Origin of the sequence: Candidatus Pelagibacter sp., assembly GCF_052049995.1 — a bacterium.
Lineage (GTDB): Bacteria > Pseudomonadota > Alphaproteobacteria > Pelagibacterales > Pelagibacteraceae > Pelagibacter.
Map to the genome: position 1 here is coordinate 15,086 of NZ_JBNGYX010000011.1, position 14,276 is coordinate 29,361.

The 14,276-nt window shown below is 28.7% G+C and carries 13 protein-coding genes; 9 read left to right on the top strand and 4 right to left on the bottom strand.

The annotated features are described in order from the left end of the window. Positions 1–236: 236 nt before the first annotated feature. The 9 genes from hemE to ACTT9Y_RS06710 all read left to right on the top strand — a co-directional run bounded on the left by hemE (position 237) and on the right by ACTT9Y_RS06710 (position 9,670). Positions 237–1,241, top strand: coding sequence for a uroporphyrinogen decarboxylase (hemE, locus tag ACTT9Y_RS06670; protein WP_440933577.1), 1,005 nt, complete (start codon positions 237–239; stop codon positions 1,239–1,241). Further along, positions 1,238–2,233 (top strand): ferrochelatase, encoded by a 996-nt coding sequence (gene hemH / locus ACTT9Y_RS06675; RefSeq protein WP_440933578.1) that lies wholly within the window; start codon positions 1,238–1,240, stop codon positions 2,231–2,233. Before hemE ends, hemH begins: the two co-directional genes overlap by 4 nt. A gap of 3 nt (positions 2,234–2,236) precedes the next feature. Beyond that, entirely contained in the window at positions 2,237–2,677 is a 441-nt protein-coding gene (hemJ, locus tag ACTT9Y_RS06680; RefSeq protein WP_440933579.1) for a protoporphyrinogen oxidase HemJ, read from the top strand. 60 nt (positions 2,678–2,737) lie between these two features. After that, positions 2,738–4,006, top strand: a complete 1,269-nt coding sequence (rho, locus tag ACTT9Y_RS06685) for a transcription termination factor Rho (protein ID WP_440643944.1) — start codon at positions 2,738–2,740, stop codon at positions 4,004–4,006. Positions 4,007–4,068: 62 nt separating this feature from the next. After that, positions 4,069–5,400, top strand: coding sequence for a tRNA uridine-5-carboxymethylaminomethyl(34) synthesis GTPase MnmE (gene mnmE / locus ACTT9Y_RS06690; protein ID WP_440933580.1), 1,332 nt, complete (start codon positions 4,069–4,071; stop codon positions 5,398–5,400). Between the two features lie 117 nt (positions 5,401–5,517). Next, positions 5,518–7,389 (top strand): tRNA uridine-5-carboxymethylaminomethyl(34) synthesis enzyme MnmG, encoded by a 1,872-nt coding sequence (gene mnmG / locus ACTT9Y_RS06695; RefSeq protein ID WP_440933581.1) that lies wholly within the window; start codon positions 5,518–5,520, stop codon positions 7,387–7,389. Next, on the top strand, positions 7,389–8,033 hold the full coding sequence (locus ACTT9Y_RS06700; RefSeq protein WP_440933582.1) for a 16S rRNA (guanine(527)-N(7))-methyltransferase RsmG: 645 nt from the start codon (positions 7,389–7,391) through the stop codon (positions 8,031–8,033). Before mnmG ends, ACTT9Y_RS06700 begins: the two co-directional genes overlap by 1 nt. Continuing rightward, positions 8,034–8,828: a ParA family protein gene (locus tag ACTT9Y_RS06705; protein ID WP_440933583.1), complete on the top strand. Its 795-nt coding sequence runs from the start codon at positions 8,034–8,036 to the stop codon at positions 8,826–8,828. Beyond that, positions 8,828–9,670, top strand: coding sequence for a ParB/RepB/Spo0J family partition protein (locus ACTT9Y_RS06710; protein ID WP_440933584.1), 843 nt, complete (start codon positions 8,828–8,830; stop codon positions 9,668–9,670). The genes ACTT9Y_RS06705 and ACTT9Y_RS06710 overlap by 1 nt, the downstream gene beginning before the upstream one ends. On the opposite strand, the gene holA is transcribed toward ACTT9Y_RS06710, so the two are convergent. Genes holA through ACTT9Y_RS06730 form a run of 4 tightly spaced genes read right to left on the bottom strand, consistent with a single transcriptional unit; the run spans position 9,654 to position 14,241 of the window. Continuing rightward, a complete protein-coding gene (holA, locus tag ACTT9Y_RS06715) occupies positions 9,654–10,652 on the bottom strand; it encodes a DNA polymerase III subunit delta (RefSeq protein ID WP_440933585.1) in 999 nt (332 codons plus the stop codon). The genes ACTT9Y_RS06710 and holA overlap by 17 nt on opposite strands. After that, on the bottom strand, positions 10,642–11,100 hold the full coding sequence (locus ACTT9Y_RS06720) for a hypothetical protein (RefSeq protein WP_440933586.1): 459 nt from the start codon (positions 11,098–11,100) through the stop codon (positions 10,642–10,644). The genes holA and ACTT9Y_RS06720 overlap by 11 nt, the downstream gene beginning before the upstream one ends. Positions 11,101–11,104: 4 nt before the next feature. Next, entirely contained in the window at positions 11,105–13,639 is a 2,535-nt protein-coding gene (gene leuS / locus ACTT9Y_RS06725) for a leucine--tRNA ligase (RefSeq protein ID WP_440933587.1), read from the bottom strand. Between the two features lie 29 nt (positions 13,640–13,668). Continuing rightward, the gene (locus ACTT9Y_RS06730) at positions 13,669–14,241 is read right to left on the bottom strand and encodes a DUF3576 domain-containing protein (protein WP_440933588.1); all 573 of its coding nucleotides are present in this window, start codon (positions 14,239–14,241) and stop codon (positions 13,669–13,671) included. Between the last annotated feature and the right edge of the window lie 35 nt (positions 14,242–14,276).

Here is a 14,276-nt window from a genome sequence, read left to right on the forward strand (position 1 = left end):
AATTAAATTACACAATTTAAAATTATTTAAATTAACCTTGTAAAAACTGTTATTTATTAACATTAATAATAAATAGAGCAAAACAATCCACAAAAATTAACATGATAAAAAAAGCTTCATTTTAAACAATTTTAATCACATAAGATGTTAGTAAAATGTGAATATAATGTTTATAAAAATTAATCACCTTTATTCACAAGATATATTACAACTACAATAATTAATAATATTTATTTATGAAACCTTTAAACAAAATAATAATCAACAAGGACACTTCCTTTAATCCTATATGGATTATGAGACAAGCTGGAAGATATCTACCTGAATTTAGAGAAATTAGAAAAGAAAATCCTGATTTTATTAATTTATGTTTAAATGAAAATTTGTCTTCAGAAATAACGTTACAACCCTTAAAAAGATTTGATTTAGACGCTGCAATAATATTTTCAGATATTTTAATGCTTCCTTATGGATTAGGTCAAAAAGTAGAATTTGAAAAAAACTTTGGGCCAAAATTAGGGGAACTAAATCTAAGTGAAATTGCTAGGACTGATGAAATTGACTTTGTAGAGAAAATACACCGTGTTTATAGAGCATTAAAAAAAGTTAGCTCAGACTCTATTTTAAATGACAAAAACACCATTGGATTTGTTGGAGCCCCATGGACTTTATTAGTTTATATGATTAATCAACAGTCTCCTAAAAAAAATTTGAAAAAAGATTTTTTTAAAGATGATTTTTTAATAAACAGAATTTTATTAATTATTGAAAAATTTTTAAAGGTTCATATTAAAAATCAAGTCGACAACGGTGCGAATGTAATTCAAATTTTTGATAGTTGGGCAGGTTTATTAGAGGAAAAAGATTTACCTAATTATGTTTATTCTCCGACTCTAAATTTAGTAAATTATGTAAAATCTTTAAATGTGCCAGTTATATGTTTTCCCAGAGAAATTAAAAATTATAAAGAGTTTTGCGATATTGTTAAACCCGATGCTGTTAGTATTGACTATAATGTTGATCCAAAAAAAATACTTAGAGATATAAGGATACCTATACAAGGAGGCTTAGACCCAAAAATTTTGTTAACAGATAAAGAAACATTAAAAAAAGAAGCCTTTAATTATTTAGAAATTTTTCGAGATCACCCGTATATATTTAATCTCGGCCATGGTATTTTGCCTGAAACAAATCCAGAAATGGTTGAAAATTTAATTAAAATTGTAAAAGATTTTAAATGATTGAAAAAAATCACCCACCTATAAAATACGGCAACACAGGAGTTCTTATAGTTAATTTAGGCACACCTGATTCTACTAATTGGTTTGATATAAGAAAATATTTAAAAGAATTTCTTTCTGATAGAAGGGTCATCGAAGTAAATCCTTTAATTTGGCAGATAATTCTGAATTTGTTTATTTTAAATTTTAGACCCTCTAAAACTTCTAAGGCATATAAAGAAATTTGGATGAAGGATGAAAATATATCTCCACTTCTTTATTATACAAAAAAGCAAAGTAAGAAAATTTCAAATTCACTTTCAAAAGAAAATATTGTCATAGATTTTGCTATGAGGTATGGAAATCCGAGCATTAAGAGCAAAATTCATAAATTGCATAAAATGGGCTGCGAAAATTTGGTGATACTTCCTCTCTACCCCCAATATGCAGCAGCTACAACAGCAACAGTTTGTGATGAGGTATACAGAACTTTAATGAAAATGAGGTGGCAACCGTCCTTAAAAATAATTCCTCATTACGAATCTGATCCTCTTTATATTGATGCGCTTGTAAATTCGATTAATAAAAAAATTAATGAAATCAGCTGGAAACCAGATCTAATCATAGCTTCTTATCATGGGATACCAAAAAAATATTTTGATAAAGGTGATCCTTATCATTGTTATTGTCATAAAACGACAAGACTAATTTCGGAAAAATTTAGTTTAGTTAAAATTAAAACTACATTTCAGTCAAGATTTGGTCCACAAGAATGGCTTCAACCATACACTGACAAGACTTTAGAAAATTTGCCTAAAGAAGGTGTTAAAAATGTCCTTACAATTTGTCCAGGGTTTGCATCTGATTGTGTAGAAACTTTAGAGGAAATACAAATTCAAGCTAAAGAAAGTTTTTTAAATTCAGGAGGAGAAAATTTTGATATGGTTCCCTGTTTAAATGATAATAGTGATCATATAATTTTATTAAAATCCTTAATTGAAAGAAATATCTAATATATGAATTCGTATTTATTATTTAAATCTTTACATTTAATCGCTGTTGTTTCTTGGATGGCAGGCCTTTTATATCTTCCTAGAATTTTTGTTTACCATGTTGAAAATAAAGAAAAAAAAGAAGCAACCGATATTTTTGAGGTGATGGAAAAGAGATTATTTTTTTATATTATGCGTCCTGCAATGATCTTTACTTGGGTTTTCGGATTAGTATTAATCTATCTAAACGGAATAGAAATATTCTCTCAATTATGGTTTCAAATAAAGATTGTCTTAGTAATATTATTATCAGCATATAATGATTATTTAGGAAAATGTCTTGTTGGTCTAAAAAATTCTACAAATACAAGATCTGCAAAATTTTTTAGGATAATTAATGAAATACCTACGGTTATCTTAATTATCGTTGTATTTTTAGCTATTTTTAAGCCAATCTGGGGTTGAAATAACATAACCAGCATATATATTATACTCATCTGATAAGCCCTTATCAAAAAAACAATCATGAATATTCAAGAACTAAAACTAAAATCATCTGAACAGCTCATTACTCAAGCAGAAGAGCTTGGTATAGAAAATGCCAGTACATTAAGAAAGCAAGAGATACTTTTTGCTATTCTTAAGAAAGTTGCTGAAAAAGAGGAAATTACTGGCGTAGGTGTTTTACAATTATTACAAGACGGTTTTGGTTTTCTTAGAGCAATGGAATCAAATTATTTACCGGGACCAGATGATATTTATGTGAGTCCAAGTCAAATTAGAAAATTTGGTTTAAGAACTGGAGATACAGTTGAAGGACCAGTAAGAGCTCCTAAAGAAGGAGAAAGATATTTTGCATTATTACAGGTTAGTAAAATAAATTTTGAGGAACCAGAAAAAGCTAGACACAAAATTGCATTTGATAATTTGACGCCACTATATCCAGATAAACAATTAGTGATGGAAGTTGAAACTACAAAAGTTGAAAAAAAACAAGATTTAACGCCAAGACTTATTGATCTGGTCAGCCCAATCGGAAAGGGACAAAGATCTATAATTATTTCTCCACCTAAAGCTGGTAAGACAATGATTTTGCAAAGTATTGCAAACTCAATAGCTAAAAATTATCCAGAGTGTTACTTGATGGTATTGCTGATTGATGAGCGTCCAGAAGAAGTAACTGACATGCAAAGAACTGTAAAAGGTGAAGTAATTAGCTCTACTTTTGACGAACCAGCTCAGAGGCACGTAGCAGTGGCTGAAATGGTCATTGAAAAAGCTAAAAGACTAACTGAACATAAAAAAGATGTTATTATTTTGCTAGATTCTATAACACGATTAGGACGAGCTTATAACGCTGTAATACCAAGTTCAGGTAAAGTTTTAACAGGAGGTGTTGATGCAAATGCACTTCAGAGACCTAAAAGGTTTTTTGGTGCAGCAAGAAATATTGAAGAAGGAGGTTCATTAACGATTATTTCTACAGCTTTAATTGATACTGGTAGTAGAATGGATGAAGTAATATTTGAAGAATTCAAAGGGACAGGTAATAGTGAAACAATACTAGATAGAAAAATTGCAGATAAAAGAATTTATCCAGCAATTGACATAACAAAATCAGGCACAAGAAGAGAAGAATTATTATTTGACAAAAATGATTTACAAAAAATGAATGTGCTTAGAAGAATAATTGCTCCAATGGGAACCATGGACGCCATAGAGTTTATTAACTCAAAATTAAAAGATACAAAAAATAATGCTGAGTTTTTTAACTCGATGAATAAACCAGCTTAAAAGAATTTTTCATTACAATTTTAAGTTTTACAGAGACATAAATTTGAAGATATAATCTTTAAATGACAATTTATGCTTTATCGAGTGGTCCTGGTATATCAGGTGTAGCTGTAATAAGACTTTCAGGACAAGACACTTCAAAAGTAATTCAACTTTTAACTGGTAAGGAGCCACCAAAGCCGAGAGTAGCAACATTAAGAAAAATCAATAAAATCAACACTTCTGAGCTAATTGATGAGGGACTAATCCTTTGGTTTCCAGGCCCTGAGAGCTACACAGGCGAAGATATGGCTGAAATACAAGTTCATGGCAGCAAAGCTGTTGTGGATGCGCTGCACTCCGCTCTTTCAGATATAGAAAATTGTAGATTAGCTGAGCCAGGTGAATTTACAAAACTAGCATTTCAAAATGGTAAAATAAATTTACTTAAAGCAGAAAGTATTGCTGATTTGATTTCTTCAGAAACAGAAATTCAAAGACAACAAGCAATAAAAATCATGAATGGAAAATCATCTGATCAATTTAATTTTCTTAGAGAAAAACTTTTAAAAATTTTATCACATGTTGAGGCAAAAATTGATTTTCCAGAGGAAGATCTGCCTAATAATATTTTAGATGAAATCAAAAACAATTCAGATGAAGTAATAAATAAAATTAAAAAAATATTAAACGACCAAAAAGTTGGAGAAAGAATTAGAGAAGGTTTTAAAATTGCTATCTTAGGACCAACTAATGCTGGAAAATCTAGCTTGATGAATCATTTATCTAATCGTGATGTCGCAATCGTTTCTGAAATTGCAGGCACAACTAGAGACGTGATTGAAACCCATTTAAATATAGACGGTTATCCAGTTATAATCTCTGATACAGCCGGAATAAGAGATTCTCAAGATGAGATAGAAAAAAAAGGAATTAAATTATCTCTAAATAGAGCTGAGGAAGCAGATTTAAAGCTTGTTGTGGTTGATGCAAAAAGCCTTGATTTTTCTGATGTTTTGAAGGGATTATTAGATGAGCATGCAATTTTAGTTATAAATAAATCTGATCTTTTAGAAAAAGATATTGATCCAGAAATTAAAAAAACAAATCATGTTTTAATTTCTATTAAAGAAAATAAAAACATTGAAGAATTAATATTAAAAATAAAAAATAATTTAAAAAATAAATTTCTTACAAGTGATGATATTTTAATTACAAGAGAGAGACACAGACAACATTTGCAACAGTGTTTGGATCATCTAAATAACTTTAATCAAAAAAAAGAAATCGAAGATTTTGATAAAGCTGCAGAAGATTTAAGATTAGCTACTAGACATTTAGGTATGATAGTTGGAAAAGTTGATGTAGAGGAGATATTAGGTAGTATTTTCAACGATTTTTGTATCGGCAAGTAATACCCTATTTTGCTGGTTTTTTGCACTTTTTTTATCAAAAAACGTTGATAAATAATGCTTATTTACAAAAAATTAAGCCTATCTTGTAAATTATATAATCACATATAGATTTGGATTATGAAAAATGATTTGTCATTTGATGTAGTTGTAATTGGAGGAGGCCATGCTGGATGTGAAGCTGCAGCAGCTTCTGCACGTCTTGGAGTGAACACTGCCCTATTTACTCATAAAATAGAAACTATCGGTGAGATGTCATGTAACCCGGCAATAGGAGGCTTGGGTAAAGGTCATTTGGTTAGAGAAATAGATGCCCTTGATGGTGTTATGGGAGATGTAGCAGACAAATCAGGTATACAATTTAGATTATTAAATAGAAGTAGAGGGCCTGCAGTCAGAGGACCAAGAACCCAATCAGATAGATCGCTTTATCGTAAATATATGCAAGAAAAATTGCTAAACTATTGTAATTTAAGCATTTTTTCTGATCCAGTTATAAAGTTTATTTTTAATAAAAATTCAATAAGTGGATTTGAAACTAAAGAAGGAAAGAAAGTGCTATCGAATAAGATAATACTTACAACAGGGACTTTTTTGAATGGTTTGATACATATAGGTGATGAAAGAACTCCAGCAGGTAGATACGACGAAAAACCTTCTACAGGTTTGAGTGAACAATTAGCAAAATATAATTTTAAAATTGGAAGATTAAAAACTGGAACTCCACCAAGACTAGATGCAAGAACAATCAATTTTGAAAACTTAGAGGAACAATTTGCAGATGATGATCCTTATTTTTTTTCATTCTTAACTAAAAAAAATTTGAACAAACAAGTGTCCTGCCGAATGACATACACAAATGTGAAGGTTCATAAAATTATAGAAAAGAATTTATCTAAGAGTGCTATGTACTCAGGTAGTATAAAAGGAGTGGGACCAAGATATTGTCCATCTATAGAAGATAAGATAGTAAAATTTGCAGATAAAGTTCGTCACCAAATATTTTTAGAACCAGAAGGTCTAAATGATCACACAATTTACCCAAATGGCATCTCCACATCACTCCCAGCCAATGTGCAACAAGAAATATGTAATAATATCAATGGTTTAGAGAATGTTACTATATTGAGACCAGGATATGCAATAGAATATGATTATATAGATCCACGTGAACTATTCCTAACCCTTGAAACCAAGAAGATAAGCAATCTTTATCTTGCTGGCCAAATTAACGGTACAACAGGATATGAGGAAGCTGCTGCTCAAGGCCTTATAGCAGGAGTAAATGCTGCCTTATCTGTTAAAAAATTAGAACCATTTATACTTGATAGATCTGACGCCTATATTGGAGTAATGATAGATGATTTAGTGACAAAAGGAGTAGCTGAGCCATATCGAATGTTTACATCAAGAGCAGAATATCGATTAAGTTTGAGATCTGATAATGCTGATCAAAGATTAACTGCGAAGGGAATTGACATTGGTTTAATAGGTGATGAAAGAAAAGATGTATATTTGAGTAAATTTGATCAAATTAGACAAATAAATCTAAAAATGAATGAATCTAAAATATCACCATCTAAAGCAGAGAAATTTGGAATAAAAATAGCAAAAGATGGAATATTGAGATCATCTAGCGAAGTTTTAACTCAAAAAGGGGTAAATATGAGTAAAATTAGGGAAATATGGTCCGATATACCCTTCTTTAGCAAAGAAATTGATGAACAGGTAGAAATAAATTCTCATTATAGGGGGTATTTAAAGAAGCAAAAAGCAGATATTTTAGCATTTAAGAGGGACGAAAACCTTATTATTCCAGATAAAATCAATTATGACGGGCTATCAGGTTTATCTAATGAGGTAAAAGCAAAATTTAAAGAAATAAAGCCCAAAACAATGGGTCAAGCTCTAAGAATTGACGGAATAACCCCTGCCGCTGTATATATTTTGTTGTCACATGTCAAAAGAAAGTCTATTAAGCATATAGCTTAATGGATCAGGAAATTTTAAATTCTTATTCAAGAATCAATCACTTAAATGTTCCACGTGAAACATTTTTGGACTTTGAAAACTATATATCTATGGTTCTTGAAAAAAATAAAAAAATCAACATAATTAGCCAAAATACTGCATCAAAAAAAGCCATAATTGACCGTCATATTATAGATTCTGCACAAATAATTGATTTCGTTGACTTAAATAGCAATACAACCACAGATATAGGTTCAGGAGGGGGCATGCCAGGTATAATCGTGGCAATTATACTAAAAAATATGAAAAATAATATGAATGTGCACCTGTATGAAAAAAGTTATCATAAAAGCCATTTTTTAAAGGAAGTTTCAAAAAAATTAAATTTAAACACAAAAGTTTTTCAAAAAAATATTTTTGAAATTAAAAATATAGAAACAGGAACGATAATGTCCAGAGCATTTAAACCAATGCCAGTAGTTTTAGAATTAGTATATGAAAATTTTTCAAAATATAAAAATTTAATTTTTTTTATGGGGAAGAGTGGAAAAAAAATTTTTGAAAATTCCAAAAAAAATTGGGAGCTGGAGTATAGAGAAAAGAAAAGTTTAACAAGTGAAGATTCATTTTTAATAAATATTAAAAAAATTAAAAAAAAAAATTAAATGCAAATTATTTCAGTAATAAATCAAAAGGGTGGGGTTGGAAAAACTACTACAGTGATAAATCTTGCAGCAGGTTTATCTCAAATAGATAAAAAAATTTTAGTAATTGACCTAGATCCACAAGGTAATGCTACCACAGGTCTAGGATTATCGAATATGGATAACTCGAGTGATACAATTTATGGGGTTTTGAATGGAACTAGAGAAATTAGTGACGTGATTAAAAAAACACAGTTTGAAAATTTAGATATTATAACATCTAATGTGGATTTATCGGGCTTAGAAGTAGAGACAGCTGATGACAGCAATAGGGCATTTATACTAAAGACTAAATTAACCGCGTATTTAAACGATTCTAGAAGATTATATGATTATGTCTTGATCGATTGCCCACCTTCGTTAAGCTTGTTGACAGTAATGGCACTTGTAAGTTCAAACTCTTTATTGGTACCACTTCAGACTGAATTTTTTGCATTGGAAGGGTTAACACAGCTAATGAAAACAATCGAAAGGATAAAAGTAAGTTTAAATCCAGATTTGAAAATCAGGGGTATACTTTTAACTATGTACGACAAAAGAAATAAGCTTTCATCACAAGTTGAGAAAGAAGCACGGGATTATTTTAATGAAAAAGTTTATTCAACAGTGATACCAAGAAATGTAAGATTATCTGAAGCCCCATCTCATGGAATGCCAGTTTTGATTTATGATAAAACTTGTCCAGGAAGTAAATCATATTTTAGTTTTACTGATGAATTTATAAATCAAGAATCAACATTAGGAAGTGCAGCTTAATGGATAAAGTTAAGAAAGGGTTAGGAAGAGGATTATCTTCATTGATAGGAGAAACAAAAGTAGAGTCTCAAAAAAATCAAGTATCAATTAGTGATTTAGTGCCAAATAAATATCAACCAAGGAAAATATTTGACGAAGCTAGTTTAGAAGATCTAACCAATTCGATTAAAGAAAGAGGAATGATACAGCCTATAATTGTTAGAAATTCAAATGATAACAGATCAAAGTTTGAAATAATTGCTGGTGAAAGAAGATGGTTGGCGGCGCAAAGAGCCGGTCTGCATGTAGTTCCAGTAGTAATCACAGAAGCAGATGATTTAAAATCTCTGGAGTTTGCAATTGTCGAAAATGTTCAAAGACATGATTTAAATCCTCTAGAGGAAGCTCAAGGATATAAAAGATTAATTGATGAATTTTCATATGATCAAGAAAAAGTCTCAAAATTTATTGGTAAAAGCAGAAGTCATATAACTAATTCTTTAAGGCTTTTAACGCTACCTGATGATGTTATAAAATTAATTGAAACTCAAAAATTAACTGCTGGTCATGCTAAAATTTTGGTAGGTTTAAGTAATGCTAGTTTTGTAGCATCAAAAATTATTGAAAAAAAACTTTCTGTAAGACAAGCAGAAAATTTTGTAAAAATTTTTAAAAATAAAAAAAATACATTACGATCATCCAAGGATACAAACATTATTGCATTAGAATTATCTATATCAAACAAAATTGGTTTGAACGTAGATATACAGAATAATAAAAGAAACAAAGGTAAAATCTCATTCGAATATAAAGACTTAGATCAATTAAATAAAATTATTGATATAATTAAATCTTATTATTAGTATCAGTCAAAGGTATTTCTAGAATGAAATCAATAACAACCTGAAGTGAATTGCTCAAATTTTTTTTAATCTGAAGCTCTATATCATTTAACTTGTAAATTAATTTTTTTAAATTTTCAGGTTTCCAAAGCATAATTTGTTTTCTAGTAATTTCTTTATCTTTCCAAAATATTGGTGGTTTTGCAGCTGATATTGTTTTTTCAATATTTTTATTTTTACTGAAATCATTTGATAAAATTAAAATTTTTTTACTTTTATTTAAAAAAGTTCTAATTATTAAAATACAGTCCTCATTACTGAAATTATTTTCGTTTAATATGTTAGATATTTTTTTTGGCTCTTTAGCTAAACAATTATCTACCAACTCAGATATACTATGATTTTCTATTAAATTAGTTAATTTTGATAAATACTCTGTAGATATTTTTTTTCCACCTTTGCAGTACAACTCAATTTTTTCTAATTCATTGAATAGTGTTGCTCTATCACCGTTTGATCTACTAATAATTAAATTAATGTCTGACCGGGAAATACTTATTTTTTTTTCTCTTAAAAAATTTGATGCTATCTTAGACAGTGTTTGCTCGTTATCTTGATAAAATGGTACACAGATGAATTCTTTACTCTTCTCAAAAAAGGATCTTAGTTTAGATTTTTTATCTAGAATATCTGCATTTAAAATAATAATTGTATCTTCCAGCCGTTTTAAAGTAAAATTTTCAATAATTTTCAATATTTTTTCTGAAGTTCTTTTAATAATTACCACTCTCTCATTTTCAAAAAGAGATTTTGTAAGTACTTTATCAAAAAAATTATCTGAATTTTCTAAAATTTCCTTTTCCTCATAATTATAAATTTCTTTATTATGTTTTTTTAAACTTTTAAAATATTGGTTTTTCTCACCGTCATTTTTTCCATAAAATAATATTATGTTAGCTGTGTTTATTTTGATTTTATTCAATTCAAATGATTTAATTATCATTAATAGTCATCAATTTTTTAATTAATTTATCTATAGCTGATCTTACGAAATTTTCTCTAATTTTCTTTTCATAATTTCTTTGTTCGTATGAATTTGAATTTTTTTGAATATTAAAACTCTCATTTATATTTATAGAATATTCCTTGTCTTTAAAATTAATTTTAAAATTAAATATTCCATCGAGTTTATAATTTGTTGCAATCCCTTTTGCATCTTTTGTTAATACCATTTTTTTGTAATCAGTTTTTATGTCAACATTAAAAACATTCCCTGAATTATCATTGGAAAATAATTTAATTTGATTTTTAAGCAGATTATTCATTTCCAAATTACCTTCTACAGAAACGACATTTATTTTTAAATCTTGTGTTTTTGTATTTTTATATACTGCTGTGTAGCCACAACCATATATAAAAATTAGTAAAATAAATATTGCAGTCTTTTTCATTAAATTAAATTATTATATTCAATAGTTTATTCTTGATATATATTTTTTTCTTTATTGGTTTATTATCTAAGTATTTAAATATTTTTTGATCACTTTTAATTAGTTTTAGTAAATTTTCCTCTTCAATTTCTGGCTTTGTTTGAACTATACCCCTTTTTTTTCCATTAATTTGAATAACAATATTTACAAAATTTTCAATCAGCATAGTTTCGTCAAATGAAGGCCAACTTATTTTATTTATATTTAATAATTTCAGACATTCATTAGATAAATGAGGAGTAACAGGCATTGATGCTATTAGAATTTTTTTATAATTTTCAACCAAAGTATCTTTTTTATAATTTTTATTTAATTGTTTTGAAAAAAAAGTATGCATTTCATGCAAGTTAGCAATAATTTTATTATAACTAAAACTCTCCAGGTTATCAGTTATTTTTTTTAAAAATTTGTTAGTATATTTTGTAATTTCATCATCAAAATCACTTTCATTATTTTTTTTTATTTCATCCAAAATTTTAGAATTTAAGTTCCATAATTTTTGAATAAATTTAAATGAAGAAGCAATTCCTTCCTCGGACCACTGAACATCTTTTTCTGGTGGACTGTCAGATAAGATAAATAATCTAGCTGCATCTGCTCCATAGTTTGAAATTATATTTTCTGGATCAATTGTATTTTTTTTTGATTTTGACATTGATTCTGAAGGACCAATTTTAATTGCTTTTGATTTATCTTTTGCAAGATATTTTTTACCTTCAATCGTAATGATTTCCTCGGGACTGACCCAATTATTATCTGGATCTTTATAAGTTTCGTGACAAACCATTCCTTGTGTAAAAAGACCGTTAAATGGCTCACTAATATCAAAATTCTTATTGTTATAAGAAATTGCTCTCATAAAAAATCTTGAATACAGTAAATGCAAAATTGCATGTTCAACACCTCCAATATACTGATCTACAGGCATCCAATAATCGGTTTCAGTCTTATCAAAACCATAATTTTCATTATGAGGAGAACAAAATCTTAAATAATACCAAGATGAACATACAAAGGTGTCCAATGTATCGGTTTCTCTTGTATATTTTTTTCCGTCAATAGTAATTTCTTTCCAATCTTTTTGATTATCTAATGGATTTCCTTTTACATTAAGATCAATATTTTCAGGTAACTTCACTGGTAACATCGATTTAGGAACCGGATGTGCATTAGAATTTTCATCATAGATAATAGGAATTGGACAACCCCAATACCTCTGTCTTGAAACACCCCAATCTTTAAGTCTATAATTAGTTTTCTTTTTTCCTAATTTTTTTTCTTCTAAAATTTTTATAGTTTCATTAATAGAATCGTTTGGTACCTTTAGTCCATTAAGAAAATCAGAGTTAATTAATATCCCAGGTCCCGCATAAGCTTCATTACTTACATTAAAATCATCATTTTCATCCTTAGGCTTAACTACAGTTTTAATTTTAAGTTTATATTTTTTTGCAAAATCAAAATCTCTCTGATCATGTGCTGGACATCCGAATACTGCCCCAAATCCATAATCCATTAATACAAAGTTCGCAAAATAAACTGGCATTTTTTCATTTTGATTCAATGGATTTACCGCCATAAGATTAGTTTTAAAACCAATTTTTTCTCCAACAGCAATTGCCTCTTCGGTTGTCCCTGTTTTAGAGCACTCGTCTTTAAATTTTAAAAAATCTTGATCTTTTTCAAAGTGTTTAGAAATTTCATGATCAACGGATAATGCTAAAAATGAAAATCCAAATAAAGTATCTGGTCTTGTGGTAAAAACTTTAACATCTTTTATAGGTAAATTACCCTCTATTTTAAAGCTTATTTCACATCCAAAGGATTTTCCAATCCAATTTTTTTGCATTGTCTTAACTTTATTGGGCCAAGAATCTAATGTTTCTAAGCCGTCTAATAAATCTTGAGAAAATTTTGAAATGTCTAGAAACCATTGATTTAATTTTTTTCTTTCAACGACAGCTCCTGAACGCCATCCTTTTCCATCAATTACTTGTTCATTCGCTAATACAGTTTGGTCAACTGGATCCCAATTTACATAATTTTCTTTTCTATAAACCAACTTTTTTTCAAGTAATTCTAAAAAAAACATCTGTTGATGTTTATAGTAATCTTCAGAGCACGTTGAGATTTCTCTGTCCCAGTCAATAGAAAGTCCAAGCTTTTTAAGCTGAGCTTTCATTTTTGAAATATTTGACTCAGTCCAAGTTTTAGGGTCTAAATTATTTTGCCTTGCAGCATTTTCTGCTGGCATCCCAAAAGAGTCCCATCCCATTGGATGAAGTACATTATAACCTTGTAAATCTTTATATCGCGCAAGAACATCACCTATTGTATAATTTCTTACATGACCCATGTGAATTTTTCCAGAAGGATAGGGAAACATCTCTAGGCAATAAAATTTCTTTTTATTTTGATTAACTTTTGTGGAAAATGTTTTTTCATTTTCCCAAATTTTTTGCCACTTTTCTTCTATCTCTTTAAAATTGTATCTTTCCACAGCCAATTAGTCTAAATTATTAATATTATTTAATCTTTAGTTAAATCTTTTAGATCTGGATATTTATAGTCGATAGATTTATCATTTTTATATATTGTTGCTCTACCTAGAATTTCTTTTTTTAACTCTGTTACTAAATTACCACTGACTTTAGAAATATTACAGTTCATAAAATTATTAGTGCATTGTCTATTAAATATTTTTATATCTAAAGCATCAGATCTTATTTCATTTGTAAGAAATCTAATTGAAATTTTCAAACTTTCGTTTGGAGAACTATTTTCTGAGTACCAATCAGTTATAATAATTCCTCCGCTGTAATTAACGGAAGATAAAGGCATAAAATCAATTACATCCAAAGAAGCTCTCCATAATTCATTTGAACTTGCAAAATCAAAAGTACCACCGCCTATTCCTGTTTTTATGGAGTCATTTAATCTAAAACCTCGACCTTCTTTAAGGTTTTGCTCAACTCTTTTTTTTGGATCAGCTGGAAATTTTCTCGCATCGCCTCCAGGCAATTTCCCGTTACATGCATTTAAAAAAATTGAAATTAAGGCTAAAAAACACACTATTTTGATAGTTTTAAGAGGCTGAATCATGATATATTTATGAGCGATTTGTATAACATAACCTC

Bases quoted from the DNA above. Each gene is read 5' to 3' on its own strand.
- ACTT9Y_RS06720 (WP_440933586.1), bottom strand. From the start codon at position 11,100: ATGAAAAAGACTGCAATATTTATTTTACTAATTTTTATATATGGTTGT.
- mnmG (WP_440933581.1), top strand. From the start codon at position 5,518: ATGAAAAATGATTTGTCATTTGATGTAGTTGTAATTGGAGGAGGCCAT.
- hemE (WP_440933577.1), top strand. From the start codon at position 237: ATGAAACCTTTAAACAAAATAATAATCAACAAGGACACTTCCTTTAAT.
- ACTT9Y_RS06700 (WP_440933582.1), top strand. From the start codon at position 7,389: ATGGATCAGGAAATTTTAAATTCTTATTCAAGAATCAATCACTTAAAT.
- mnmE (WP_440933580.1), top strand. From the start codon at position 4,069: ATGACAATTTATGCTTTATCGAGTGGTCCTGGTATATCAGGTGTAGCT.
- ACTT9Y_RS06710 (WP_440933584.1), top strand. From the start codon at position 8,828: ATGGATAAAGTTAAGAAAGGGTTAGGAAGAGGATTATCTTCATTGATA.
- holA (WP_440933585.1), bottom strand. From the start codon at position 10,652: ATGATAATTAAATCATTTGAATTGAATAAAATCAAAATAAACACAGCT.
- hemH (WP_440933578.1), top strand. From the start codon at position 1,238: ATGATTGAAAAAAATCACCCACCTATAAAATACGGCAACACAGGAGTT.
- hemJ (WP_440933579.1), top strand. From the start codon at position 2,237: ATGAATTCGTATTTATTATTTAAATCTTTACATTTAATCGCTGTTGTT.
- ACTT9Y_RS06705 (WP_440933583.1), top strand. From the start codon at position 8,034: ATGCAAATTATTTCAGTAATAAATCAAAAGGGTGGGGTTGGAAAAACT.
- rho (WP_440643944.1), top strand. From the start codon at position 2,738: ATGAATATTCAAGAACTAAAACTAAAATCATCTGAACAGCTCATTACT.
- ACTT9Y_RS06730 (WP_440933588.1), bottom strand. From the start codon at position 14,241: ATGATTCAGCCTCTTAAAACTATCAAAATAGTGTGTTTTTTAGCCTTA.